The sequence below is a fragment of the Allosphingosinicella sp. genome (genome assembly GCF_059502505.1).
Map to the genome: position 1 here is coordinate 84,510 of NZ_JCACEU010000017.1, position 21,849 is coordinate 106,358.

A 21,849-nucleotide genomic window follows, 5' to 3' on the forward strand; every position below is an offset into this window, starting at 1 on the left:
GCCGAACCTCCTTCCGTCGCGAATCTCCGATGGTTAACGTCCGCGCGTGAGTGGGGACAATGCCGACCAGCCATATGAGGGCGCCTTCCTTGGGAAGACGCATCGCTTCGCCCTGCGCGTCTATTTCGAGGACACCGACACGGCCGGCATCGTCTATTATGCGAATTATCTCCGCTTCATGGAGCGCGCGCGGTCGGACATGCTGCGGGCGATCGGCGTCGATCAGCGGGCCGCGCTGGAGCAGGGCGACGGCGTCTATGCGGTCGCCGAGGCGCACATCAGATATCGCCGCCCGGCGAAGCTGGACGACGCCCTCGTCGTGGTCAGCAATGTGCGCGAAGTGCGGGCGGCGTCCTGCGTCATTCAGCAGCGAGTCATGCGCGGGGATGAAGTCATCACGGAAGCAACTGTGACGGCCGCCTTCCTCACGCGGGAAGGCCGTCCCAGGCGCCAGCCGCGCGAGTGGGTCGAACGGTTCGAGCGGTTGAAAGAGGAGGTCGAGTGAGCGTTTCGGGAGCGGCTGCGGGGGCGGCGGAGATGATGTCTCCGATCGCCTTGTTCATGCAGGCCGATATCGTCGTCAAAGCGGTGATGGTGGGGCTCGTCCTGGCGAGCATCTGGACCTGGGCGATCATCTTTGCCCACGCCGCCCGCATCCGCCGCGCCGCGCGCGAGAATGAGCGATTCGAGAAGGAATTCTGGAAGGCCGACGATATCGACGGCTTCTACGAGACGCGCGGGCAGGAGGATCTGCCGGCGGCGAAGGTCTTCGCGGCCGGCCTCACCGAATGGCGGCGCTCGACCGCCGGCAAGAGCGTCGACAAGGAAGGCACGCGCTCGCGGCTGATGATGCAGATGCACAGCGCCGTGACGGCCGAGACCGACCGGCTCGCCGAGCGGCTGAACATCCTTGCGACCGTGGGCTCGGTGGCACCGTTCGTCGGCCTGTTCGGAACCGTCTGGGGCATCATGCGCAGCTTCAGCGACATTGCCGGCTCGAACAGCACCAGCCTCGCCGTCGTGGCGCCGGGCATTGCCGAGGCGCTGTTCGCGACCGCCCTCGGCCTGTTCGCCGCGATCCCTGCGGTGATCGCCTACAATCGTATGAGCTACGGCATCAACCGCATGGAGGCGAAGCTCACCCGCTTCGCCGACGGCTTCCACGGCACGCTCAGCCGCGAGCTGGAGTTCGAAGGCTGATGGCGATGGGGCCGATGCTGGGCGGCAATCGCCGCGGGCGCCGATCGCCGATGGCGGAAATCAACGTCACGCCGATGGTCGACGTGATGCTGGTGCTGCTGATCATCTTCATGGTGACGGCGCCGCTGCTGGTGGCTGGCGTGCCGGTGGACCTGCCCGACAGCAAGGCCGGTGCGCTCGATCAGGATGCGAAGCCGGTCCAGATCTCGCTCGACCCTGGCGGCACGATCTTCATCGATGAGACGCCGGTCGCTCCCGACCAGCTCGGCATGCGGCTGGCGCAGATCGCCGCCTCCTCGCGTGAGGACGGCGGGCCGCGCATCTTCCTGCGCGCGGATCGCGGGCTCGATTACGGCCGGGTGATGGCGGTGATGGGCGAGATCAACAATGCCGGTCTCCGCAAGGTCGCGCTGGTCAGCACACAAGGTCCGGAGGGCTGATGGACCGGGCGGAGGCAAAGGGTTTCGGCGTCGCGCTGGCGGGGCATGGCGCCCTGCTCGCGGCCCTGACGCTCGGCTTCGCCACGGCCAAGCAGCCGCCGATCATGAGCGACCCGATGGAGGTGTCGATCGTCGACGAGGTGGCGCTCGTCAGCGCGTCGCCCCAGCCGGTCGTCGAGCCGCCTGCCGCGACCGTGGCGCCCGAGCTCGGGCCGCCCGACGAGCCCGCCCCGGCACCCGTCATCGAACCTGTGCCGGCTCCGCCTCTGCCGACGCCGCCAGCGCCGAAGCCGATCGAGGCAAAGCCTGAGCCGAAGCCCGCCCCCAAGCCGAAGCCCGAGCCGATCAAGGCAGCGCCCAAGCCCGCGTCCGCCAAGCCGGCGCCGCCCAAGGCGGCGGCCAAGGCTCAGCCGAAAGCCGCGCCCGCCAAGCCGCAGCCGGCAAAGGCAGCCAGCGGCAGCGGCAAGGCGGAGCAGGCGCGCGGATCCCGCCTCGGCAAGGACTTTCTGAAGGGCCTCGGCGGGGACGCCCCCGCGGCGAAGGCGCAGCAGCCCAGCGGCGCCGTGATGAGCGCGATCGCGATGTCGGGCATCGTCGCCGCCATCAAGCGGCAGGTCCAGCCCTGCGCCGACCGGCAGGTGAATCCCGGTCCCGGCGCCAACGAGATCGAGGTCAAAATCAACCTACGGCTCAACCGCGACGGCTCGCTCGCCGCCCGGCCGCGGGTGGTGTCGACCTCCGGCGTGAACGATTCGAACGGCCGCTACGAGAAGCGGGTCACCGATCTCGCGATCGCCGCCTTCACCGGCTGCGCGCCTTTGCGCGACCTGCCGGACGAACTCTACCAGACCTCCAAGGGTGGCTGGAGCAACTTCAACATGAACTACAAACTGCCGGGTTGAGTGGGGGACTGATTGTGCGCGTCGTGAAGCTTGGATTTTTCGCCCTTGCCGGGGTTCTGACCAGCGGTCCCGTCCTCGCCCAGGAGGCGGGAGAGCCGCTAGAGGTCGACATCGTCGGCGGCATTTCAGCCCCGATGCCGATCGCGGTGCCGGTCATGCCGACGCCGGCGGTGGCGCCGGTGGCTCAGGGGCTCAACACCGAGCAGATGGGCGTGCAGGTCGCCGAGATCGTCGCCAATGACTTGCGCGTCTCCGGCCTGTTCACGCCGCAGGGGCCGCGCGGCATCGCGCCGGTCGCCTATCCGCAGGTAACGGCGCCCGTCTTCTCCAACTATTCGGGCGCGCAGGCGCTGGTGCAGGGCTTCGTTCAGGCGAACGGCAACGGGACCGTGACGGTCGGCTGCTATCTCTACGACGTCGCCGCCCGGACCGAGCTGACGCGGCAGGGCTTCGTGGTGCAGCCGGCCTTCTGGCGCAGGGCGGCGCATAAATGCGCGGACGCGGTCTATGCGCGGCTGACCGGCGAGAGCGGATATTTCGACAGCCGCGTCGTCTATGTCGCCGAGAGCGGTCCCAAAGGCCGGCGCACCAAGCGCATCGCGATCATGGACCAGGACGGCGCCAATCATCGCTTCCTCACCAACGGCCAGTCGACCGCGCTGACGCCGCGCTTCTCGCCCGACCAGAAGTGGCTCGTCTATATGAGCTATGACGGCGATCGGCCGCAGGTCTATCTCTACGACATGGCGGCCGGGCGGCAGCGGCTGCTCGTCAGCCAGCCCAACATGACCTTCGCGGCGCGCTTCTCGCCGGACAGCCGCCATGTCGTCTTCTCGATGGCGGTGAACGGCAATACCGACATCTACCGCGTGCCGGCTTCGGGCGGGTCGCCGCAGCGGCTGACCAATGCGCCCGGCATCGATACCGGCGGCAGCTATTCGCCGGACGGGCGGCAGATCGTGTTCGAGAGCGACCGCGGAGGATCGCAGCAGCTCTATGTGATGGATGCGGACGGCTCCAACCCGCGACGGATCAGCTTCGGCGGCGGCACCTATGCGACGCCGGTGTGGAGCCCGCGCGGCGACCTCATCGCCTATACCAAGATGGGCGGCGGCGGTTTCCGCATCGGCGTGATGAGCCCCGGCGGCGGCGGCGAGCGCATCCTGACCGACGCCTGGCAGGACGAGGGGCCGAGCTGGGCGCCGAACGGCCGCGTCATCAACTATTTCAGGACCGCCCAGGGCTCCGGCCGGACCGAGCTCTGGTCGGTGGACCTGACCGGCCAGAACCGCCGCCGGATCGCGACGCCGCTGGACGGCTCCGACCCGTCCTGGTCGCCCTTGCTGAATTGATCGTAGCCGTAGCTTTAGGAGGAATGACACGATGACCAACAATGCCTGGAAGCTGGCGGCGCTCGCCGCCGCGATCGCGGTCGCCGGCTGCGCCAAGAAGAAGCCGGCTGAGCTGCCGCCGCCGCCGATCGGCGCGGATGGTGGCGAGACAGGTGCCGACACCGGCGCCGGCGTCGGCGACCCGACCGGCAGCGTCGGCCAGGCAGGCCTTCCCGGCAGCCGCGAGGATTTCCTGCGCTCCGTGCCGGCCGACCGGGTGCTGTTCGAGCTCGACAGCTATTCGCTGGACGGCGAGGACCGGTCGATCCTCGACGGCCAGGCGCAGTGGCTGGCGCGCTATCCGAACGTCCGCGTCACCATCGAGGGCCATGCCGACGAGCGCGGCACCCGCGAATATAATCTCGCGCTCGGCGACCGCCGCGCCAACGCCGCCAAGAATTACCTCGCCGCGCGCGGCGTCTCGTCGGCGCGGATGACGGTGATCAGCTGGGGCAAGGAGCGGCCGGTCGCGGAAGGCTCCAACGAAAGCGCGTGGGCCCAGAACCGGCGCGCGGTGACGGTAATTCCGCAATAACATAAGAGCCCCTCTCCCTTGGATGGGAGAGGGTTGCGGAGCCTTAGCGAGCCACTTCTGGCGAGCTTAGGCGAAGCTGGGTGAGGGTGACAGCGGTTGAGAATAGTCTCAGACGGCGTCACCCTCTCCAACTCCGCCTAGGCTCCTGCGTCGCCAAGGCTACGTATCCTCTCCCATCAAGGGAGAGAGGTTAGTTTAGTTGGTCGCCCGCCTCACTCGTCGCCGTAGATTGCCACCGAGCGGCCGCTTGGGCTGGCGGTGCCGCGATACATGCCTTCCGAGTTGAACGAGTAGACGGCTTCGCCTTCGGCCGAGACGACGATCACGCCGCCGTTGCCCCCGAGCTCGCCCACCTCGGCCATCACCTTGTCCGCCGCTTCCTGAGCGGTTTCGCCTAGATACCGCATCCGGGCGGCGATCTCATGCGCCACCGCGGTGCGGATGAAATATTCGCCCGAGCCCGTTGCCGAGACGGCGCAGCTGCGGTCATCGGCCCAGGTGCCGGCGCCGATCAAAGGCGAATCGCCGATCCGGCCCCAGCGCTTGCCGGTGATGCCTCCCGTGGAGGTCGCCGCTGCGACATGGCCGTGCATGTCCAGCGCCACCGCGCCGATCGTGCCGTATTTCATGTCGACGTCGAACCAGTCGGCGTCGTTCGCCTTGAGCTCCTCGAGCTGGCGGCGCCGCTCCGGAATGTCGAAATAGCCGGGAGGCGCCTGCTCCAGCCCCTGCTCGACGGCAAAGCGGTCGGCGCCCTTGCCGCCGAGGAAGACGTGAGGGCTTCTATCCATCACCGCGCGGGCGAGGCTGATCGGGTTGCGGGTGTTGCTGACGCCAGTCACCGCACCCGCATCACGCTTGCGGCCGTCCATGATCGCCGCGTCGAGCTCGGTCGTCGCGTCGAAGGTGAGGACGGAGCCGCGGCCGGCGTTGAACAAAGGATTGTCCTCGAGCGCCCGTGCCGCAGCCTCGACTGCATCGAGCGCGCTGCCGCCCGCCGCTAGGATGGTCGCGCCGGCCTCTAGCGCCGCCTCGAGCCCCGCGCGGTGCTTGCGGTCGAGCTCCGGCGTCATGCGGTTGCGCTCGATCACCCCCGCGCCGCCATGGATGACAAGCTTCCAGTCGCGGGGATTGTCGTCTGTCATGGCGGCTCCGGAAAGAGAGAGGAACAAGCGGCGCATAGCTTCAACGCCGCTCTCCCGCCAGCGCTCCGCCGATTCCGCTTGACCTGCATTAGCGCATATAATTATGATATCATTATTAGGGAGGAAGACATGGCAGTGAAGAGCAATCCGGGCGGCGATCTCAGCAACCTCAGCCTGTCGCGTGAGCGGCCGGCGCATACCTATAGCGGCTATTTGCTGCTGGTCCTGCTGCTGCTCGCAATCGCAGCCACCGGCGGAGCGGTGGCGCTCGCGGCCACACAGGATTCTCCGCCGCTGGCGATCGCTTCGCTGGCGATCGGCGGCATCGTCTCGCTGTTCATCGGAGCAGGCTTTTATTTCCTGCAGCCCAACCAGGCGGCGGCGATCCTTCTGTTCGGCGACTATCGCGGGACGGATCGCACGGCCGGACTCAGGTGGCGCTGGCCATGGCTGACGCGCACGAAGATCTCGACCCGCGTCCACAACGTTACTTCGGAGCGGCTGAAGGTGAACGACCTGCGCGGCAACCCGATCGAGATCGCATCGAACGTCGTCTGGCGCGTCACCGACACGGCGCAGGCGCTCTACGACGTCGACGACTATACCAAGTTCGTGTTCGTCCAGATCGAGAGCGCGGTGCGCGCGATCGGCGCCCGCTACCCCTATGACGACATCGAGCATCAGGAGACGACGCTTCGCGGCAATGCTGACATCGTCAACGAGGAGCTGAAGGGCGAGCTGCAGGACCGCGTCGCCGTCGCCGGCATCACCATCGACGAATGCCGCCTTACCCACCTCGCCTACGCTCAGGAGATCGCCCAGGCGATGCTCCGCCGCCAGCAGGCCGAGGCGGTGATCGCTGCCCGCCAGAAGCTGGTGACGGGCGCCGTCACGATGGTCGAGACCGCACTGCAGATGCTGTCGGAGAAGCAGGTCGTCGAGCTCGACGACGAGCGCAAGGCGGCGATGGTCTCCAACCTGATGGTCGTCCTCTGCTCGGAGCGCGACACCCAGCCGGTGGTCAACACGGGCACGCTCTACCAATAGCCGATCCGTGAAGCCGCCCACCCCCAAGAAGGCCTTCCCGCTGCGCATCGAGCCGTCCCTCTGGGACGCGCTCGAACGCGCAGCGGCGGCCGATTTGCGGAGCGTCAATGCGGAGATCGAGTGCCTGCTGCGGGAAGCGCTGCAGCGCCGCGGGGTGAAGGTGGCGCCGCCCGAGCAGAGGAAGCGCGGGCGTCCTCCCCGGGAGGATCAGGAGTAAGCGATCATGCGGCCGGCGGTCGCCACGAACAGCCACAAGGTCAGCGATGCAGCGGCCATCAGGCGCGCGGGCAGGGGCGGGGGATGGGCGAGCACGGTGGCGGGCACGGCGGCAATCAGAGCGGCGATAAGGAGGCGCTTGAGCATCGTTGATCTCCTGCGGATTCGACCCTTTCCTCTTAGCAGATGCCGGCTCGCGATGGGAAACAGCGTGCGCGACGGACGGGCGCCTGGATTGCCGGAGCGGCGGAACCTGTGTAGCGCCGCCCTTCCAGCGATAGGGAGCGGCGCGCGTGGACCCCAGCCTGCCTCGGCGGATCACAGCGGAAGCCATCGGCTCCTTCTTCCTTTTCGCAGCGGTGGTCGGCTCGGGAATCATGGCCGAGCGCCTGTCCGGCGGGAATGACGGCGTCGCGCTGTTGGCCAATACGATCGCCACCGGCGCGATCCTGTTCGTGCTCATTTCCATGCTGGCGCCGGTCTCGGGTGCGAACATGAACCCGGCGGTCAGCCTCGTCGCCGCGGTTCGGCGCGACCTGCCCTGGCGCGACCTGCTTCCTTACGTTCTTGCGCAGCTTGCCGCCGGCGCGGCGGGCGTGTGGGCGGCGCACCTGATGTTCGACATGCCGATCCTCCAGCTGTCGCTGAAACCGCGCACCGGCATGGGGCAGTGGGCGGGCGAGTTCGTCGCCACGTTCGGCTTGATCCTGACGATCATCGGCACGGTGCGCCATCGCCCCGATTGGGTCGCCCCCGCCGTCGCTCTCTATATCGTCGCGGCTTATTGGTTCACGTCCTCGACCAGCTTCGCCAATCCCGCGATCACCGTGGCGCGTGCGCTCAGCGACAGTTTCGCCGGCATCACCCCGGCCGACGTTCCCGGCTTCGTCGCTGCGCAGATCGCCGGCGCGCTCGCCGGATCGGCGGTGGCGAGCCTGCTTTTCCCGAATGCGCCGGTATGACGCGCTGCTTCGAACAATAGAGTGTTGGAGGGTCCGATGAACGTCGAGAACAGCCGCAGCTATTATGGCCAAGTCCTGACCGGATCGTCAGACCTGCGCACCGATGCCTGCTGCACGGTCGAAGCGCCTTCGCCGGGCATAAGCGCGGCACTCGCCAACGTGCATGAGGAGGTGAAGGCCCGCTATTATGGCTGCGGTCTCGTGGTGCCGCAGGCGATCGAAGGCGCCGACATTCTCGACCTCGGATCGGGGGCAGGGCAGGATGTCTATCTGCTCGCCCAGCTGGTCGGCGAGAAGGGCAGCGTCACCGGGGTCGATGCGACGCCGGAGCAGCTGGCGGTCGCGAACCGTCACCTCGACTGGCACCGCGATCGCTTCGGCTATGCGCAGTCAAATGTCCGGTTCGTCGAAGGCGATATCGAGCGGCTCGACGATCTCGGGCTTCCCGAGGGTTCGTTCGACGTGATCGTGTCCAACTGCGTGATCAACCTCGTGGCGGACAAGCCGGCCGTGTTCCAGGCCGCGCACCGGCTGCTGAAGCCCGGCGGCGAGCTCTATTTCTCCGACATCTATGCCGATCGGCGCGTGCCGCAGGCGCTGCTGGCGGATCCGGTGCTTCACGGCGAATGCCTCGCCGGAGCGCTCTACTGGGGCGACTTCGATCGCATCGCCAGGCAGGCGGGCTTCGCCGATCCGCGGCTCGTCTCCGACCGGCCGATCGCGATCGGCGATCCGGAAGTGGCGGCGAAGCTGGACGGGATCGCCTTTTTCTCGGCGACCTACCGGCTGTTCAAGCTCGACGGGCTGGAGCCGCAATGCGAGGATTATGGGCAGGCGGTCCGCTACCGCGGCACGGTCCGGGCATCGGAGCGGGTCTTCGACCTGGACGGGCATCACGCCATCGAGGCGGGGCGGATGTTCGCGGTGTGCGGCAACAGCTGGAAGATGCTGGCCGAAACGCGCTTCGCTCCTCATTTCGAATTCTTCGGAGACTTCAGCCGCCACTACGGCGTGTTTCCCGGCTGCGGCACGACCATTCCGTACGCGCAGGGGAGCGGTGCCGCGGCGCCGGCTTCGGGCGGCTGCTGCTAGCCGGCTCCTTTCACTTGTAACCTCAAGCGTCTATATCGCGGCCATGTCCATCCGCCCGTGGCGCGACATCGCGCGCCGTCCTTCCCGCCAGATCATGGTCGGCAACGTGCCGGTCGGCGGCGACGCGCCCGTCACCGTGCAGACGATGACCAATACCGTCACCGCGGACGCAAGGGCGACGATCGACCAGATCCGCCGCTGCGAGGAAGCGGGCGCGGACATCATCCGGGTCTCCTGTCCGGACGTGGAGAGCACCGCCGCGCTGAGGCAAATCGTGCGGGCGGCGCGGGTGCCGATCGTCGCGGACATCCACTTCCACTATAAGCGTGCGCTGGAGGCTGCGGACGCTGGCGCGGCGTGCCTGCGCATCAATCCGGGCAATATCGGCTCGGCCGAGCGGGTGCGCGAGGTCGTGAACGCCGCCAAGGCGAACGGCTGCGCGATCCGGATCGGCGTCAATGCCGGCAGCCTTGAGAAGGACCTGCTCGAGAAATATGGCGAGCCGTGCCCGGAGGCGCTGGTCGAGAGCGCGCTCGATCATATCCGTCTGCTCGAGGAGCATGATTTCCGCGAATATAAGGTCGCGGTGAAGGCGTCGGACGTGTTCCTGGCCGTCGCCGCCTACCAGCAGCTCGCCGAGGCGGTCGATTGCCCGCTCCATCTCGGCATCACCGAGGCGGGAGGCCTGCGCGGCGGCACCGTCAAGTCGGCGATCGGCATCGGCTCCCTGCTCTGGTTCGGCATCGGCGACACCATCCGCGTGTCGCTCTCGGCGGAGCCCGAGGAGGAGGTGCGGGTCGGCTTCGAGATCCTGAAGAGCCTCGGCATCCGCAACCGCGGCGTCCGCGTCGTCTCCTGCCCGAGTTGCGCCCGGCAGGGCTTCGACGTGATCCGCACCGTCCAGACGCTGGAGGAAAGGCTCAGCCACATCCGCACCCCGCTGTCGCTGTCGGTGCTGGGCTGTGTCGTCAATGGTCCCGGCGAGGCCCGCGAGACCGACATCGGCATCACCGGCGGCGGCCAGGGCAAGCACATGGTCTATCTGAGCGGCGTCACCGACCATCATGTCCGCGACGAGGAGATGGTCGACCACATCGTCAAGCTCGTCGAGGCCAAGGCTGCCGAGATCGAGGCCGCGCAGATCGATTCGCCCATCTTCGATGCGGCAGAGTGACGTGCGGAGCACCGGGCAGCATGAGCATGCCATGCTGCTCCACTCGAATGTCTCCGCGAAGCCGCAGCTACTGAAGCAGAAGGCGGTCGCGACGGGAGCCGCGGCGACCGGCGCCTCTGCAACCGGTGCGCTCGCGCTGGGGGCTTTCACGTTGGGAGCTATGGCGGTCGGAGCGATTGCGATCGGTGCCGTCGCGATCGCCCGGCTCCGCGTCGGCAAGGCGCATATTCGCAAGCTGCGCATCGACGAGCTGGAAGTGCGGCGTCTGGTTATCATTGACGAGGTTGAGCGCCCTCAGCCGTCTGATCGCCGCGAATGACTTAACCATCTCGAAGGCGCGGACCATTATGATGCGCCGCCATGCTGAAGTGGCTCATCCCTCTTCTTGTGCTCGGCGCCGTCGTCGTCAGCTTGCCCGACAAGGAGCCGGCGAACAGCGGGCCAGAGCCTGTCGCCACGCCTGCCGAGGAACCTGAAGAGACGCGCCTTGAACGAGAGGGCAATGGCCATTTCTACACCGAAGTAATCGTCTCCGGCGAGCCGGTGCTGATGCTGGTCGATACCGGCGCAAGCACGGTCGCGCTGACGACTGAGGATGCCGAGCGGATCGGCGTCGAATTTTCGCGGGACGAGTTTGAGCCGATCGGCACCGGCGCGTCGGGTGCAGTTCGCGGCGCTCGGATCATCCTCAGCAGCGTCGAGATCGACGGCAAGGAAGTCGCTGCCGTCGACGGCGCGGTCGTCGAGGGCCTGGAGATATCGCTGCTCGGGCAGAGCTACCTCTCCAAGCTCGAGTCGGTGAGCATGAGCGGCGACACGATGATCCTTCGCTGAGGGTGACGCTGGCGGTGGGGCCGTCTATCGGCCGCGTAATGCTTTCGAAGGAGCCCCTGACAAGCACCGCGGTCGCGTTCGGCGTCGCTACCCTCGGCATTGCTGCCTTTTCGGTCATGGACGCGGTGATGAAGGGGCTTTCGCTCGGCATCGGCGCGTACAATGCCTTGCTTTGGCGGACGATGGCGGGGGCGCTGCTCGGGGCGGCCTTCTTCTTCGGGCGGCGGAGCCGCTGGCCGGCGCGCGAGGTGATGAAGGTGCACCTCACCCGCGGCATCCTCTCCGCCTTCATGGCGATCCTGTTCTTCTGGGGCCTCGCACGCGTGCCGATGGCGCAGGCGATCGCATTGGCCTTCGTCGCGCCTTTGATCGCGCTCTACCTCGCCGCAATCATCCTCAAGGAGAAGATCGAGCGGCGGGCGATCCTCGCCTCCCTGCTCGGCTTTGCCGGCGTGGTCGTGATCTTCTCCGGGCAGGCGCGGGCGGATCTGGGACCCGACGCCTTTCGGGGCTCGATCGCGATCCTTTGTTCGGCGGCGATCTACGCCTACAACATCATCCTGATGCGGCGGCAGGCGCAGCTCGCCGGGCCGATGGAGGTCGCCTTCTTCATGAGCCTGATCATGACGCTCTGCTTCATGGCGGTGGCGCCGGTCTGGGGCGAGATCCCGGCCGCGGAGCACATCCCGGGAATCCTCGCCGCCGCCCTGCTCGCCTTCGTCTCGCTGATGCTGCTGGCCTGGGCCTATGCGCGGGCCGAGGCGCAGCATCTGGCGCCGGTCGAGTATACGAGCTTCATCTGGGCCGCGATCCTCGGCTTCCTCTTCTTCGGCGAGCGCGTGCTGCCGCTGACGCTGGTCGGCGCGGCGATGATCGTCGCCGCCTGCCTGATCGCCGCGAGCCGCAGGCCGGTGCCGGTCGTGGATGCGGAGACGGGGCTTTAGATGGCCTGGTTCCTGCTCATCCTCGGCGGCTTTTTCGAAGTCGGCTTCACCACCTGCCTCCGCTTCGTCGAGGGCTTCCGAAACGTACCGTGGACGCTGGCCTTCCTGGCCTCGGTGACGTTCAGCATGGGGCTGCTCGAAGTGGCCGCGAGGACGATCCCGATGGGCACGGCCTATGCAGTCTGGGGCGGCATCGGCGCGGTCGGCACGGTGCTGGTCGGGATCTTCTTTTTCCAGGAATCGGCGGGGGCGCTGCGCATCGCGCTCATCTTCGGCATCGTCGCCTGTATCGCCGGCCTGAAGCTGCTGCACTGATGGCGTTCGACGAGGGACTTGTCGCCTGGGCGAGGGAAGCGCTGGAGCCGCTCGGCCAGGTGACGATGCGCAAGATGATGGGCGCGGCGACGCTCTACATCGACGGCACCATCTTCGCGGTCGTCGACGAGGAGCATATCTGGTTCAAGTCGGACGCCGAGAGCGATCCCATCTGGGACGCGGAGCGCTGCGAGCGCTTCACCTTCACCGGCAAGGACGGCCGCACCGAAACGATGAACTATCGGCGCGGCCCACTCGACGTCTATGACGATGCCGAGGCGATGCAGCGCTGGGCCGGCCTCGCGCTCGAGGCTGGGCTCAGGTCCGCGGCGAAGAAGAGGCCGCGGAAGAAGGCCTGACAAGGACCACCTGGAGCGCCGCCGCGAAGATCAGGGCTGCCCAGGCGATGCCGATGCCGGGCGCCAGCAGGCGCGGATCGATGAGGCCGGCCAATGCGACGGCCGCGGCGGCGATCATCGCCATGCCGTGCCAGCGCGTCGCATCCCGTCTGCGCGCGAGCAGGATGCCGAGGCAAGCGGCGGCTGCGGCGAGCAGCGCGAACTTTGCGCGCACGAGCCAGAAGAGCATGTCGATCTGCCCCTGCTCGCCGGGGAGGGACGCGGTGATTGCGAACAGGATCTGGTCTTCCGCCTGGTCGCATATGGCCGCCACGATCGCGGCGAGCGCGGCGGCTGCGGCCAGCCGCCGGCCCGACCCGCTCAGCGCCCAGGCCGCGAGCAGCTGGAACAGTGTGAAGGCCGGAATGTAGCCCCACATGTCGAGGCGGTTGACCTCGTCGAACGCCGACGCGAGTGTCGAACGGCAGGGCTCCGCGCCGAACAGCGCTTCAACTTCGTCGACGTTGCGCACCCACTCGAAGCGGATCATCGGCGCGGGGCTCTTCACGCCGTCGCACGCGCGGACCCCTTCGACACCGCCGATGATGACGGTGAGCGCGACCACGATCAGCCCGGCCGCAAGGCAGAGGATCCAGGCCGCGCGGGTGCTCATCTGGGCTGGGGCCGGAAGGCGCGGCGCACTTCCTCCGTGCCTTCGATCGACGGCAGGAAGCGCGGCTCGAGCCGCTTCTGGGACGCCTGCTCATAATCGAAGCCGAGCGAGAGGATCAGTGCGTCCGCCCATTTCGGACCGATGAAGCTGAGGCCCACCGGCATGCCGCGCACGGCGCCCATCGGCACCGTGAGGTGCGGATAGCCGGCCACCGCCGCGAGCCCGCCGGCGCCCCCGCCGGGATATTGATCGCCGAGCACCGAATCGATCTTCCATCCCGCCGAGGTGGTGGGACCGACCAGCGCGACGACATTGTTGTCCTTCAGCATCTTGTCGATGCCGCTCGGCCCCGCGAGCTGCCGCGACAGCGCCCGCGCCGCGATATAGTCGGTGTCCTGCAGACCCTTGGTGGCCTCGGCCTGCTCGAAAATGTCCTGGCCGAAGAGCGGCATCTCGACCGCGGCATTCTCCTTGTTGAAGGCGATGAGGTCGGTCAGCGTGCGGGTGCGGACGGTCGGCGGCGTGGTCGCGAGATAGGCGTTGAGGTCGGCCTTCAGCTCGGTCAGCAGCACCTGGAATTCATTGCGGCCGATCTCGCCGCGCTCCTTGAACTCCTTGATCTCGACCAGGATCGCACCCTCGTTCATCAGCGTCCGCAGCGCCTCCTCGAAGGCTGGGTCGGTGCCGAAGCCGGTTGCGAAGCGCATCACCCCGATCCGCTTGCCGCGCAGGGAATTGTCGGAAAGCGTCGCCGCATAGTCGCTCTTGCGGGCGTCCGCGTCGCGCGTCGCGGGATCGGCCGGGTCGGTGCCGGCCATTGCGGTCAGCACCATCGCAGCGTCCCGAACGTTGCGGGTCATCGGTCCCGGCGTGTCCTGGCTGTGGCTGATCGGCACGATGTGGGTGCGGCTGACGAGGCCGACGGTCGGCTTGAAGCCGACGATGCCGCTCACCGCCGCCGGGCAGGTGACCGAGCCGTCCGTCTCGGTACCGATCGCCGCCGGGGCCATGCCGGCCGCCACGGCGACGCCGCTGCCGGTCGAGGAGCCGCAGGCGTTGCGATCGAGCGCATGGGCGTTGCGCGTCTGCCCGCCGACCGCGCTCCAGCCGGAGATGGAGTCGCTCGAGCGGATATTCGCCCACTCGCTGAGGTTGGTCTTGCCGACGATCACCGCGCCCGCCTGCCGCAGCCGCGCCACCAACGGCGCGTCGCGGCCGGTGACGTTCTCCTTGAGCGCAAGGCTGCCGGCGGTGGTGGGGAGGGGGCCTCGCGTCTCGATATTGTCCTTGACCAGGATCGGCATGCCGAACAGCGGCCCCCGCGCCATTCGGTTACGGTCCATCGCCCGCGCTTCATCGAGCGCCGTCGGCTCGACTGCGATCACGGCGCGGGTCAGCGGGTTGATCGCGTCGATCCGCTCGAGCGCGTAACGCGTCCGTTCCTCCGCACTCGCGGTGACCGGCGGCGGCGCTGCCGGACCGATGGCGACCGGCGCGACCTGGGGCGCCGCCGTCTGGCAACCGGCGAGGAGGATGGTGGTGGCGAGCAGGGTAGTGCGGAGCATCTGTGTCATCCTCACAGCGGGGCGAGCAAGGCGTCGAGAGTGGAGGGGCCGGTGCCGACCTTCTCCAGGACGGGATAGCGCAGGCCCTGATAATAAGGCACCGCGATCGTGCGGTAGAGGTCACCCTTCTTCACCAGCAGCTGGATCGGAGTCTTGCCGCCCTTGGCCGCGGTGATGGCGCCCTTCAGATCGTCGTTGGAATAAGCGCGGCCGTTGATGGCGACGATGCGGGTGCCCGAGGTGACGCCTTCGTTGAAAAGCGGCGAATCCCAGGCGACGCCGGTGATGTCACCGTCTTTCCCGATCGTGATGCCGAGCGTGTAGGTGAGGTCGAAGACCTCTCGGTCCTTTTCGCGCGAGGTGAAATAAGCGGTCGGCGTCTCGCGGTAGACCAGCCGGTAGCCGCCCCGCTGGATCCAGTCGAGCGGCGGCTTGCCGGTCTGGTTGACGCGCGTGCCGAGATAGCTGGCCCAGTCGAAGGGCGTGATCGCGTTCAGCGTCCGCACCACATCCTCGAACGTATAGGGATTGATGCCCTGGTCGCCCGGATTGACGCCGAAGAAGGCGCGGGCGAAGTCGTCGATCGAGCGCTCGCCCCGAGTGCGCTCGCGGATGATGCTGTCGACGTCGAGCCAGATCAGCATCCCCTCGCCATAATAATCCTCGCCGCGATGGTAGCTCGGGAACGCCTTGGGCCGGCGGGCGCCGACGATCGGGTCCAGCGTGGTGTCGATCAGCGGGCGCCAGCTCCGCCCTGGCTGGGTGTCGTAATAAGCCGCGTTGCGGGCGAGTTCGCCGAGCACGTCCTCCTTTGGCATCATCCCGGAACGGGCGGAGAGGATGTTGCCCCAGAATTGCGTCTGGCCCTCGTACACCCAGAGCAGGCTGTTGCCGATCGGCGTCTGGTAAGTCGGTTGCCAGCTGTCGGCGCCGCGGCGATATTTGCCGTCCCAGCTATGGTTGAACTCGTGGGCCAGTAGGTCGCGCCCGGCCGAGCCTTTATCCCACTCGGTAAAGTAAGTGCGCGGGTGGCTGTTTTCCGAGGAGCGGAGATGCTCCAGCCCGATGCCGCCGAGTGTGTCGGTGAGCGCGAGCAGGAACTCGTACTCGTCGTAATGGGTGGCGCCGTAGAGCTTCTTGATCTGCTCGACCAGGCGGCGGTGGGCGGCGAGCTGCTCGGGCGTGGCGGCGAGATCCGCGGGCCGATCGGCGAAGATGTTGAGGTTCACGTCCTCCGCCAGCTTCTCCTTCCGATAATAGCGGCCGGCAAACATCGGCGAGTCCACCAGCGTCTCGTACGAGACCGGCTTGTAGGCGATGCGGTCGCCGCGGCGGCTCGCCACGTCCAGCGACGTGGCCGCCTGCCAGCCGGCGGGCAGGGTGATGCTCGCCTGGATCGGGATGTTCCGCGTGAAATAGCCGGCGGGATAGAGCGACATCTTCTCCCACTGCACGTTCAGCATGTCGGGCGTCATGACGATGCGGCCTTGGTTCGGTTCGGTCGGCGATAGGTGCTGGAACTCGACCTGCACTTCGCGCACCCCTGCCGGCACATCGATATGGAAGGCGTAGACGTCGGCTGGATCGCGCATCCAGGCAATCGGGCGGCCGTTGCCGGTGACCTTGAGCCCCGCGATCGAGGAGATCGGCCCGCGCGGCGCGTGATTGCCGGGCAGCCATTCGGGATAGAGCAGGGTCAGCGGTCCCGGTCCTGCGACAGGGACGGTCTGGCGAACGCGAAAGATGGCGCGGGCGGTGTCGCGCGCGTCGACGTCGATCGTCACTGTGCCCGGATAGGCGATGTCCCGCGGCGCCGGGATAGGTTCGGGCCTGGGAAGCGGCTGCGGCCGGCTGTCCTGGACTTGGGCGAGTGCGGGGAACGAAAGCGCGACCGCGAGCGCGGTCAGGAGGGCGTGACGCAAGGCGACTCTCCGAAACTGTTCTGCGACAGCCGGATGGAGGAATGTTTCTTGATCGTCCAGTGCGTTGCGCCGCCGTGACGCCCGCGCTCAGGCGGCCTTTGCCGCTTTGGCCCGTTCGATGCTTTCGGCAATCACCCGGCAGGCTTCCTCGCGGCCGAGCCAGGTGCCGACCCGCACCCACTTTTCCGGCTCCAGATCCTTATAGTGGGTGAAGAAATGCTCGATCTGCTGCTTGACGATCTGCGGCAGGTCGTCGGCCTCCTCGACATTCTGGTAATAAGGGAAGGTGGTGTCGACCGGCACCGCCAGCACCTTCTCGTCGCCGCCCGCTTCATCCTCCAGCAGCAGCACCGCGATCGGCCGCACCCGCACCACGCAGCCGGGGATGAAGGGGGAGCGCGCAACCACCATCACGTCGAGCGGGTCGCCGTCCGGCGACAAGGTGTGCGGGATGAAGCCGTAATTGGTCGGGTAGCGCATCGGCGTGTGGAGGATGCGGTCGACCCAGATCGCGCCCGATTTCTTGTCGAACTCGTATTTCACGGGCTCGCCGCCGACCGGCACTTCGATGATCACGTTGACGCTGTTCGGCGGATCGTCGCCGACGGGAATAAGATCGATGTTCATGATGGGCGCGGCCCTTAGAGGCGACGCGCTTCCCAGGCGAGCCAAAAATGCTAAGGCCCGCGCCCTATGGCGAAGGGACCGCAGAGGATCAGGGGCACCCAGGACATCTGGGGCGAGGAGGCCGACCGCTTCCAGCGCGTCGTCGAGACGTTCGACCGCGTGCGCCGCCTCTATGCCTTCCAGCGGATCGAGGTGCCGGTGTTCGAGGACACGCAAGTGTTCGCCCGCTCGATCGGCGAGACCACCGACATCGTCTCCAAGGAGATGTACACCTTCCCCGACCGCGGCGGCGACAGTCTGACGCTGCGTCCCGAATTCACCGCCGGCATCTGCCGCGCGTACCTGAGCGAAGGCTGGCAGCAGCACGCGCCGATCAAGGTCGCGACCCACGGCCCCGTCTTCCGCTACGAGCGCCCGCAAAAGGGCCGCTTCCGCCAGTTCCACCAGCTCGACGCCGAGATCATCGGCTCGGACTCGCCGCTCGCCGACGTCGAGTTGCTGACTCTCGCCGATCAGCTCCTCCACGAACTCGGCATCGCCGAGGGCGTGACGCTCCAGCTCAACACGCTGGGTGATGCCGAGACGCGCGACGCTTGGCGAACCGCCTTGATCGAGCATTTCGAAGCCCACCGCGCCGACCTGTCCGAGGACAGCCTCGCCCGCCTCGAAAAGAACCCGCTGCGTATCCTCGACAGCAAGGACCCGCGCGACCGCCCCGCCGCCGACACCGCGCCTTCGATTGACGCCTTCTTGAGCCCCGCCGCCGCAGACTTCTTCGCCGCCGTCACCGCCGGGCTGGACGCCGCCGGCGTTCAATGGACCCGCAACGCGCGCTTGGTGCGAGGCCTAGATTATTACCGCCACACCGCCTTCGAGTTCGTCACCGATCGCCTTGGCGCCCAAGGCACCGTCCTCGCCGGCGGCCGCTATGACGGCCTCATCGAGGCCCTCGGCGGTGCCCACACGCCCGCCGTGGGCTGGGCGGCCGGCATCGAGCGGCTGGCGATGCTAGTAAGCGCGTCCCACCGCCTGGGTCAGGAACTGGCTGTAATCCCGCTGGGCGAAAAGGCTGAGGCTGTCGCACCTGGGATCGTCGCCCAGCTTCGCAGGTCCGGCAACTCAGTAGAAGTTGCCTATAAGGGCAACCTCAAGAAACGCATGCAGCGTGCGAACGCCGCTGGCGCGGTATTGGGAATCATTTTTGGGGAAGACGAGCTCGCGAGTGGCGAAGTGTCTCTTAAGAACCTTGTCACTGGCGAGCAGCAGCGAATGACAGTCGAGAGGCTCTATGAGACTGTTTCGCTAGCTGTTGCTCATGCGCTCTTCCAGCGGGATGGCGCGCCCAATCATAATAGTTCGCCTCGGGGTTTTGCTGGCAGAGAGATCGAGGCATGACCTCGATCTCGGCCGAACGCATAGCCGCCATCGAGGCGCGGAAGGACGAGATTCAGAACGCCATGTCGGCGCCGAACCTCGCGCCCGACGCGTTCGTGAAGCTGTCACGCGATTATGCGGAGATCGAGCCGGTCGCGGCGGCGGCGCGGGAAGTGCGGCGGTTGCGCGCGGAGCTCGAGGTGCTGAATGGCATGATCGAGGATCGCGAGGCGGAAACCGATATTCGCGAGCTTGCTGCCGAGGAGGCCGAGGATATCCGCGGGCGCCTGCCCGAGGCGGAGCGGGCGCTGGCTTTGAAGCTGCTGCCGAAGGATGCCGCCGACGAGCGCGCGGCGATGCTCGAGATCCGCGCCGGCACCGGTGGCGACGAGGCGGCTCTGTTCGCCGGCGACCTGTTTCGAATGTATCAGCGGTACGCCGAGACGCAGGGCTGGCGGGTCGAGCTCATCTCGGCGAGCGCGTCCGACGTCGGCGGCTACAAGGAGGTGGTCGCCTCCGTAACCGGCCAGGGCGTGTTTGCGCGGCTCAAGTTCGAGAGCGGCGTCCACCGCGTTCAGCGCGTGCCGGCGACGGAGAGCGGCGGGCGCATCCACACCTCGGCGGCGACCGTCGCGGTGCTGCCGGAGGCCGAGGATGTCGACGTGCAGATCGACGAAGCCAAGGATCTGCGGATCGACGTCTATCGCTCGTCGGGACCGGGCGGGCAATCGGTCAACACCACCGACAGCGCGGTGCGGATCACCCACCTGCCGACCGGCCTCGTCGTCATCCAGCAGGACGAGAAGTCGCAGCACAAGAACAAGGCCAAGGCGCTCCGGGTGCTCCGCACGCGCCTTTACGAGGCTGAGCGGGAGCGGCTGGCGAGCGAGCGCGCCGGCGCGCGCAAATCGATGGTCGGCTCCGGCGACCGCTCCGAGCGTATCCGCACCTACAATTTCCCGCAGGGGCGGGTGACCGATCACCGGATCAACCTGACGCTGCACCGGCTGCCGGAAATCCTGCAGGGCCAGCTCGACGAGCTGATCGGCGCCCTCATCGCCGAGGATGAAGCCGACCGCCTGGCGAGCCTGGATGAAGCCTAACCCCCTCCCGGTTTTCCGGGAGGGGGAAGGAGGTGGGCCGAGCAGCTCAGCTGCTCGGTTCTTTGGCGGTGTCAGAAAGAAACTCGCCTTCGGCTCGTCCCACCCCCGGCCCCTCCACGAAAGCCGGGAGGGGAGATGAGGGTTCGAGAGGCTCTTGCCGGCGCCACACACCGTATTGCGCCGCACAGCGACACGCCGCGGCTCGATGCCGAATTGCTCATGTCACATGCGCTGGGCACCGAGCGTGAGGCGATGCTGCTGTCCCGGCTCGACGATGCGGCGCCTGCCGCCTTCGACGTGCTGGTAGAGCGCCGTAAGGCCGGCGAGCCCGTCGCCTACATCACCGGCCGCCGCGCCTTCTGGACGATCGAGGTGGAGGTCGGCCCGGGCGCGCTCATCCCGCGGCCGGACAGCGAGACGCTGCTGGAGGCGGCAGTGGAGCGGTTCGGCGAGGCGGGGCCTGCGACGATCCTCGATCTCGGCACCGGGCCGGGATCGCTCCTGCTCGCGGCGCTCGACCAGTGGCCCCGGGCGAGGGGGCTAGGGGTTGATCGGTCCGAAGAGGCGCTGGCGATGGCTCGGCGCAATGCGGAGCGGCTTGGCGTCGGCGGGCGAGCCGAGTTTCGGCTGGGCGACTGGGCTGAAGGGCTGGACCGGCGCTTCGATCTGATCCTTTGCAACCCGCCTTACGTCGAGACAGGTGCCGAGCTGCCGCGCGACGTGTCGGAGTGGGAGCCGCACGAGGCCCTGTTCGCCGGCGCGGACGGGCTCGACGATTATCGCCGCCTCGCGCCCGAGATTCCGCGCCTGCTCGCCCCGGGCGGCATCGCCTGCATCGAGATCGGAGCGATGCAGGAGGCGGCAGTGACGGCGCTGTTCCTGGGCCGGAATCTCGCCGTCCGCACCCGCCGGGACCTCGCCGGACACCCCCGCTGCCTGATCGTCTCCGCTTGATCCAGTTCAGCGCGTTTTCCGCTTGGATTTCTCCCCCGGAATAGTTACATAGTCGTCAGGGACGGGGCCTAGCACAGCCATGGAAGCGTGAGGCCAACCGTCGCCGACCCCCGATTGCTTAGACGTCTTTGACGGTCCTGGCGTGAGGAGGCGGGAGCCGCAATGCGGCCGCCTGCCGGAGGTCGTGCTACATAAGGCCGGGACGGGCCCGGTCGATGGAGTGGCTTGATAATAGACCACCTGTGAGGACCTACGTTTGATCAACAACCGACAGAACGGCCGCCGGCGCGGTCGTGGCGGCGGCCCCCGCTCGCCGAACAATGCGCCGAACCCGGGCAACAGGCAGGACAACCGCTCGCGCGGCAATGCCGCCCAGCTGCATGAGAAATACAAGGCGCTGGCGCGGGATTCCCAGCTTTCCGGCGATCGCGTGCAGACCGAATATTATCTCCAGTTCGCGGACCATTATTTCCGCGTCTTGAACGAGAACCGCTCCCGCTTCGAAGAGCAGCGCCCGCGCCGCGACGACTATATGTCGGATGAGGACGAGGACCAGGACGACAATTTGGCCGCCGATGGCGACGAGGACCGGAACGAGCGACCGCAGCGGGAGGATCGCCCGCAGCGCGAATATCGCGAGCAGCGCCCCGAACGGGCCGAGCGCGTGGAACGTGCCGAACGTCCGGAAGGCGACCGGTTCGAGCGCAACGGCGCCGAGCAGACCCAGAGCCGCCGGCGTCCCCGCCGCGATCGGAATGACGAGCCGCGGGAAGAGCAGGCGGAGGAGCGTATTTCGCTCGACGTGCTGCCGCCGGCGATCGCTCCAGACGTGGTCGAGGCTGCCAAGGCCCCGCGCCGCCGCGCCCGCCGTCCGCGCCCGGAAGGCGATGCCGAGATCGCACCCGCGGCCTGAGGCAAAGCATCGAGTTCAAGGAGGCGGCGGTTCGAAGGGATCGCCGCCTTTTTCTTTGCGCGAAGCCTTCTCCCCTCCCGGAGTTTGGGGAGGGGCCGGGGGTGGGCTCTTTCCGGCCCAGAAGCTCGCGCATGCGCGCGAGCCCCACCCCTCGATCCCCTCCCGCAAATGCGGGAGGGGAGG

At 67.5% G+C, this 21,849-nt stretch carries 26 protein-coding genes; 20 read left to right on the top strand and 6 right to left on the bottom strand.

Annotated features, from left to right (window positions below):
* Positions 1 to 46 precede the first annotated feature (46 nt).
* Genes ybgC through pal form a run of 6 tightly spaced genes read left to right on the top strand, consistent with a single transcriptional unit; the run spans position 47 to position 4,468 of the window.
* The gene (gene ybgC, locus AC5JBD_RS12190) at positions 47 to 505 is read left to right on the top strand and encodes a tol-pal system-associated acyl-CoA thioesterase (RefSeq protein ID WP_495722085.1); all 459 of its coding nucleotides are present in this window, start codon (positions 47 to 49) and stop codon (positions 503 to 505) included.
* Between the two features lie 32 nt (positions 506 to 537).
* Entirely contained in the window at positions 538 to 1,200 is a 663-nt protein-coding gene (tolQ, locus tag AC5JBD_RS12195) for a protein TolQ (protein ID WP_495722121.1), read from the top strand.
* Entirely contained in the window at positions 1,200 to 1,640 is a 441-nt protein-coding gene (locus AC5JBD_RS12200) for an ExbD/TolR family protein (protein ID WP_495722086.1), read from the top strand. Before tolQ ends, AC5JBD_RS12200 begins: the two co-directional genes overlap by 1 nt.
* Positions 1,640 to 2,542: a cell envelope integrity protein TolA gene (tolA, locus tag AC5JBD_RS12205; protein ID WP_495722087.1), complete on the top strand. Its 903-nt coding sequence runs from the start codon at positions 1,640 to 1,642 to the stop codon at positions 2,540 to 2,542. Before AC5JBD_RS12200 ends, tolA begins: the two co-directional genes overlap by 1 nt.
* Before the next feature lie 23 nt (positions 2,543 to 2,565).
* Positions 2,566 to 3,894 carry a Tol-Pal system beta propeller repeat protein TolB gene (gene tolB, locus AC5JBD_RS12210; protein ID WP_495722088.1) on the top strand — a complete coding sequence of 443 codons (1,329 nt, stop codon included), beginning with the start codon at positions 2,566 to 2,568 and terminating at the stop codon, positions 3,892 to 3,894.
* A gap of 31 nt (positions 3,895 to 3,925) precedes the next feature.
* Positions 3,926 to 4,468 carry a peptidoglycan-associated lipoprotein Pal gene (pal, locus tag AC5JBD_RS12215; RefSeq protein ID WP_495722089.1) on the top strand — a complete coding sequence of 181 codons (543 nt, stop codon included), beginning with the start codon at positions 3,926 to 3,928 and terminating at the stop codon, positions 4,466 to 4,468.
* Positions 4,469 to 4,680: 212 nt separating this feature from the next.
* Here pal and AC5JBD_RS12220 read toward each other — a convergent pair whose 3' ends face one another.
* Entirely contained in the window at positions 4,681 to 5,613 is a 933-nt protein-coding gene (locus AC5JBD_RS12220) for an isoaspartyl peptidase/L-asparaginase family protein (protein WP_495722090.1), read from the bottom strand.
* Positions 5,614 to 5,742: 129 nt separating this feature from the next.
* Here AC5JBD_RS12220 and AC5JBD_RS12225 point away from each other — a divergent pair, with 129 nt between their 5' ends.
* Together AC5JBD_RS12225 and AC5JBD_RS12230 are read left to right on the top strand one after the other, a co-directional pair.
* Positions 5,743 to 6,660, top strand: coding sequence for an SPFH domain-containing protein (locus tag AC5JBD_RS12225; RefSeq protein ID WP_495722091.1), 918 nt, complete (start codon positions 5,743 to 5,745; stop codon positions 6,658 to 6,660).
* Between the two features lie 7 nt (positions 6,661 to 6,667).
* A complete protein-coding gene (locus tag AC5JBD_RS12230) occupies positions 6,668 to 6,877 on the top strand; it encodes a type II toxin-antitoxin system antitoxin (RefSeq protein WP_495722092.1) in 210 nt (69 codons plus the stop codon).
* On the opposite strand, the gene AC5JBD_RS12235 is transcribed toward AC5JBD_RS12230, so the two are convergent.
* Positions 6,868 to 7,023: a hypothetical protein gene (locus AC5JBD_RS12235; protein ID WP_495722093.1), complete on the bottom strand. Its 156-nt coding sequence runs from the start codon at positions 7,021 to 7,023 to the stop codon at positions 6,868 to 6,870. The two genes, AC5JBD_RS12230 and AC5JBD_RS12235, sit on opposite strands and share 10 nt — an antisense overlap.
* A 146-nt stretch (positions 7,024 to 7,169) precedes the next feature.
* On the opposite strand from AC5JBD_RS12235, the gene AC5JBD_RS12240 reads away from it, so the two are divergent.
* The 8 genes from AC5JBD_RS12240 to AC5JBD_RS12275 are packed head-to-tail and all read left to right on the top strand — an operon-like array spanning position 7,170 to position 12,556.
* The gene (locus AC5JBD_RS12240) at positions 7,170 to 7,838 is read left to right on the top strand and encodes an aquaporin (protein WP_495722094.1); all 669 of its coding nucleotides are present in this window, start codon (positions 7,170 to 7,172) and stop codon (positions 7,836 to 7,838) included.
* 36 nt (positions 7,839 to 7,874) lie between these two features.
* Positions 7,875 to 8,930 carry a methyltransferase domain-containing protein gene (locus AC5JBD_RS12245; protein ID WP_495722095.1) on the top strand — a complete coding sequence of 352 codons (1,056 nt, stop codon included), beginning with the start codon at positions 7,875 to 7,877 and terminating at the stop codon, positions 8,928 to 8,930.
* Between the two features lie 43 nt (positions 8,931 to 8,973).
* A complete protein-coding gene (gene ispG / locus AC5JBD_RS12250) occupies positions 8,974 to 10,104 on the top strand; it encodes a flavodoxin-dependent (E)-4-hydroxy-3-methylbut-2-enyl-diphosphate synthase (RefSeq protein WP_495722096.1) in 1,131 nt (376 codons plus the stop codon).
* A gap of 31 nt (positions 10,105 to 10,135) precedes the next feature.
* Positions 10,136 to 10,423 (top strand): hypothetical protein, encoded by a 288-nt coding sequence (locus AC5JBD_RS12255; protein ID WP_495722097.1) that lies wholly within the window; start codon positions 10,136 to 10,138, stop codon positions 10,421 to 10,423.
* Positions 10,424 to 10,464: 41 nt separating this feature from the next.
* The gene (locus AC5JBD_RS12260) at positions 10,465 to 10,938 is read left to right on the top strand and encodes a retropepsin-like aspartic protease family protein (protein WP_495722098.1); all 474 of its coding nucleotides are present in this window, start codon (positions 10,465 to 10,467) and stop codon (positions 10,936 to 10,938) included.
* 38 nt (positions 10,939 to 10,976) lie between these two features.
* On the top strand, positions 10,977 to 11,882 hold the full coding sequence (locus AC5JBD_RS12265; protein WP_495722099.1) for a DMT family transporter: 906 nt from the start codon (positions 10,977 to 10,979) through the stop codon (positions 11,880 to 11,882).
* On the top strand, positions 11,883 to 12,197 hold the full coding sequence (locus tag AC5JBD_RS12270; RefSeq protein ID WP_495722100.1) for a DMT family transporter: 315 nt from the start codon (positions 11,883 to 11,885) through the stop codon (positions 12,195 to 12,197). It abuts the gene before it with no gap.
* Positions 12,197 to 12,556, top strand: a complete 360-nt coding sequence (locus AC5JBD_RS12275; protein WP_495722101.1) for a TfoX/Sxy family protein — start codon at positions 12,197 to 12,199, stop codon at positions 12,554 to 12,556. Before AC5JBD_RS12270 ends, AC5JBD_RS12275 begins: the two co-directional genes overlap by 1 nt.
* Here AC5JBD_RS12275 and AC5JBD_RS12280 read toward each other — a convergent pair.
* From AC5JBD_RS12280 to ppa, 4 genes are all read right to left on the bottom strand, one after another.
* Entirely contained in the window at positions 12,516 to 13,208 is a 693-nt protein-coding gene (locus AC5JBD_RS12280) for a hypothetical protein (RefSeq protein ID WP_495722102.1), read from the bottom strand. The two genes, AC5JBD_RS12275 and AC5JBD_RS12280, sit on opposite strands and share 41 nt — an antisense overlap.
* The gene (locus tag AC5JBD_RS12285; protein ID WP_495722103.1) at positions 13,205 to 14,773 is read right to left on the bottom strand and encodes an amidase; all 1,569 of its coding nucleotides are present in this window, start codon (positions 14,771 to 14,773) and stop codon (positions 13,205 to 13,207) included. Before AC5JBD_RS12285 ends, AC5JBD_RS12280 begins: the two co-directional genes overlap by 4 nt.
* 11 nt (positions 14,774 to 14,784) lie before the next feature.
* A complete protein-coding gene (locus tag AC5JBD_RS12290) occupies positions 14,785 to 16,695 on the bottom strand; it encodes a M61 family metallopeptidase (RefSeq protein ID WP_495722104.1) in 1,911 nt (636 codons plus the stop codon).
* Positions 16,696 to 16,782: 87 nt separating this feature from the next.
* The gene (gene ppa, locus AC5JBD_RS12295; RefSeq protein WP_495722105.1) at positions 16,783 to 17,322 is read right to left on the bottom strand and encodes an inorganic diphosphatase; all 540 of its coding nucleotides are present in this window, start codon (positions 17,320 to 17,322) and stop codon (positions 16,783 to 16,785) included.
* A gap of 66 nt (positions 17,323 to 17,388) precedes the next feature.
* Between ppa and hisS the strand changes: the two genes are divergently transcribed.
* The 4 genes from hisS to AC5JBD_RS12315 all read left to right on the top strand — a co-directional run bounded on the left by hisS (position 17,389) and on the right by AC5JBD_RS12315 (position 21,666).
* Positions 17,389 to 18,717, top strand: coding sequence for a histidine--tRNA ligase (gene hisS / locus AC5JBD_RS12300; RefSeq protein WP_495722106.1), 1,329 nt, complete (start codon positions 17,389 to 17,391; stop codon positions 18,715 to 18,717).
* Positions 18,714 to 19,799, top strand: a complete 1,086-nt coding sequence (gene prfA, locus AC5JBD_RS12305) for a peptide chain release factor 1 (protein ID WP_495722107.1) — start codon at positions 18,714 to 18,716, stop codon at positions 19,797 to 19,799. Before hisS ends, prfA begins: the two co-directional genes overlap by 4 nt.
* 135 nt (positions 19,800 to 19,934) lie before the next feature.
* Positions 19,935 to 20,753 (top strand): peptide chain release factor N(5)-glutamine methyltransferase, encoded by an 819-nt coding sequence (prmC, locus tag AC5JBD_RS12310; protein WP_495722108.1) that lies wholly within the window; start codon positions 19,935 to 19,937, stop codon positions 20,751 to 20,753.
* 256 nt (positions 20,754 to 21,009) lie between these two features.
* Positions 21,010 to 21,666 (top strand): DUF4167 domain-containing protein, encoded by a 657-nt coding sequence (locus AC5JBD_RS12315; protein ID WP_495722109.1) that lies wholly within the window; start codon positions 21,010 to 21,012, stop codon positions 21,664 to 21,666.
* Positions 21,667 to 21,849: the final 183 nt, after the last annotated feature.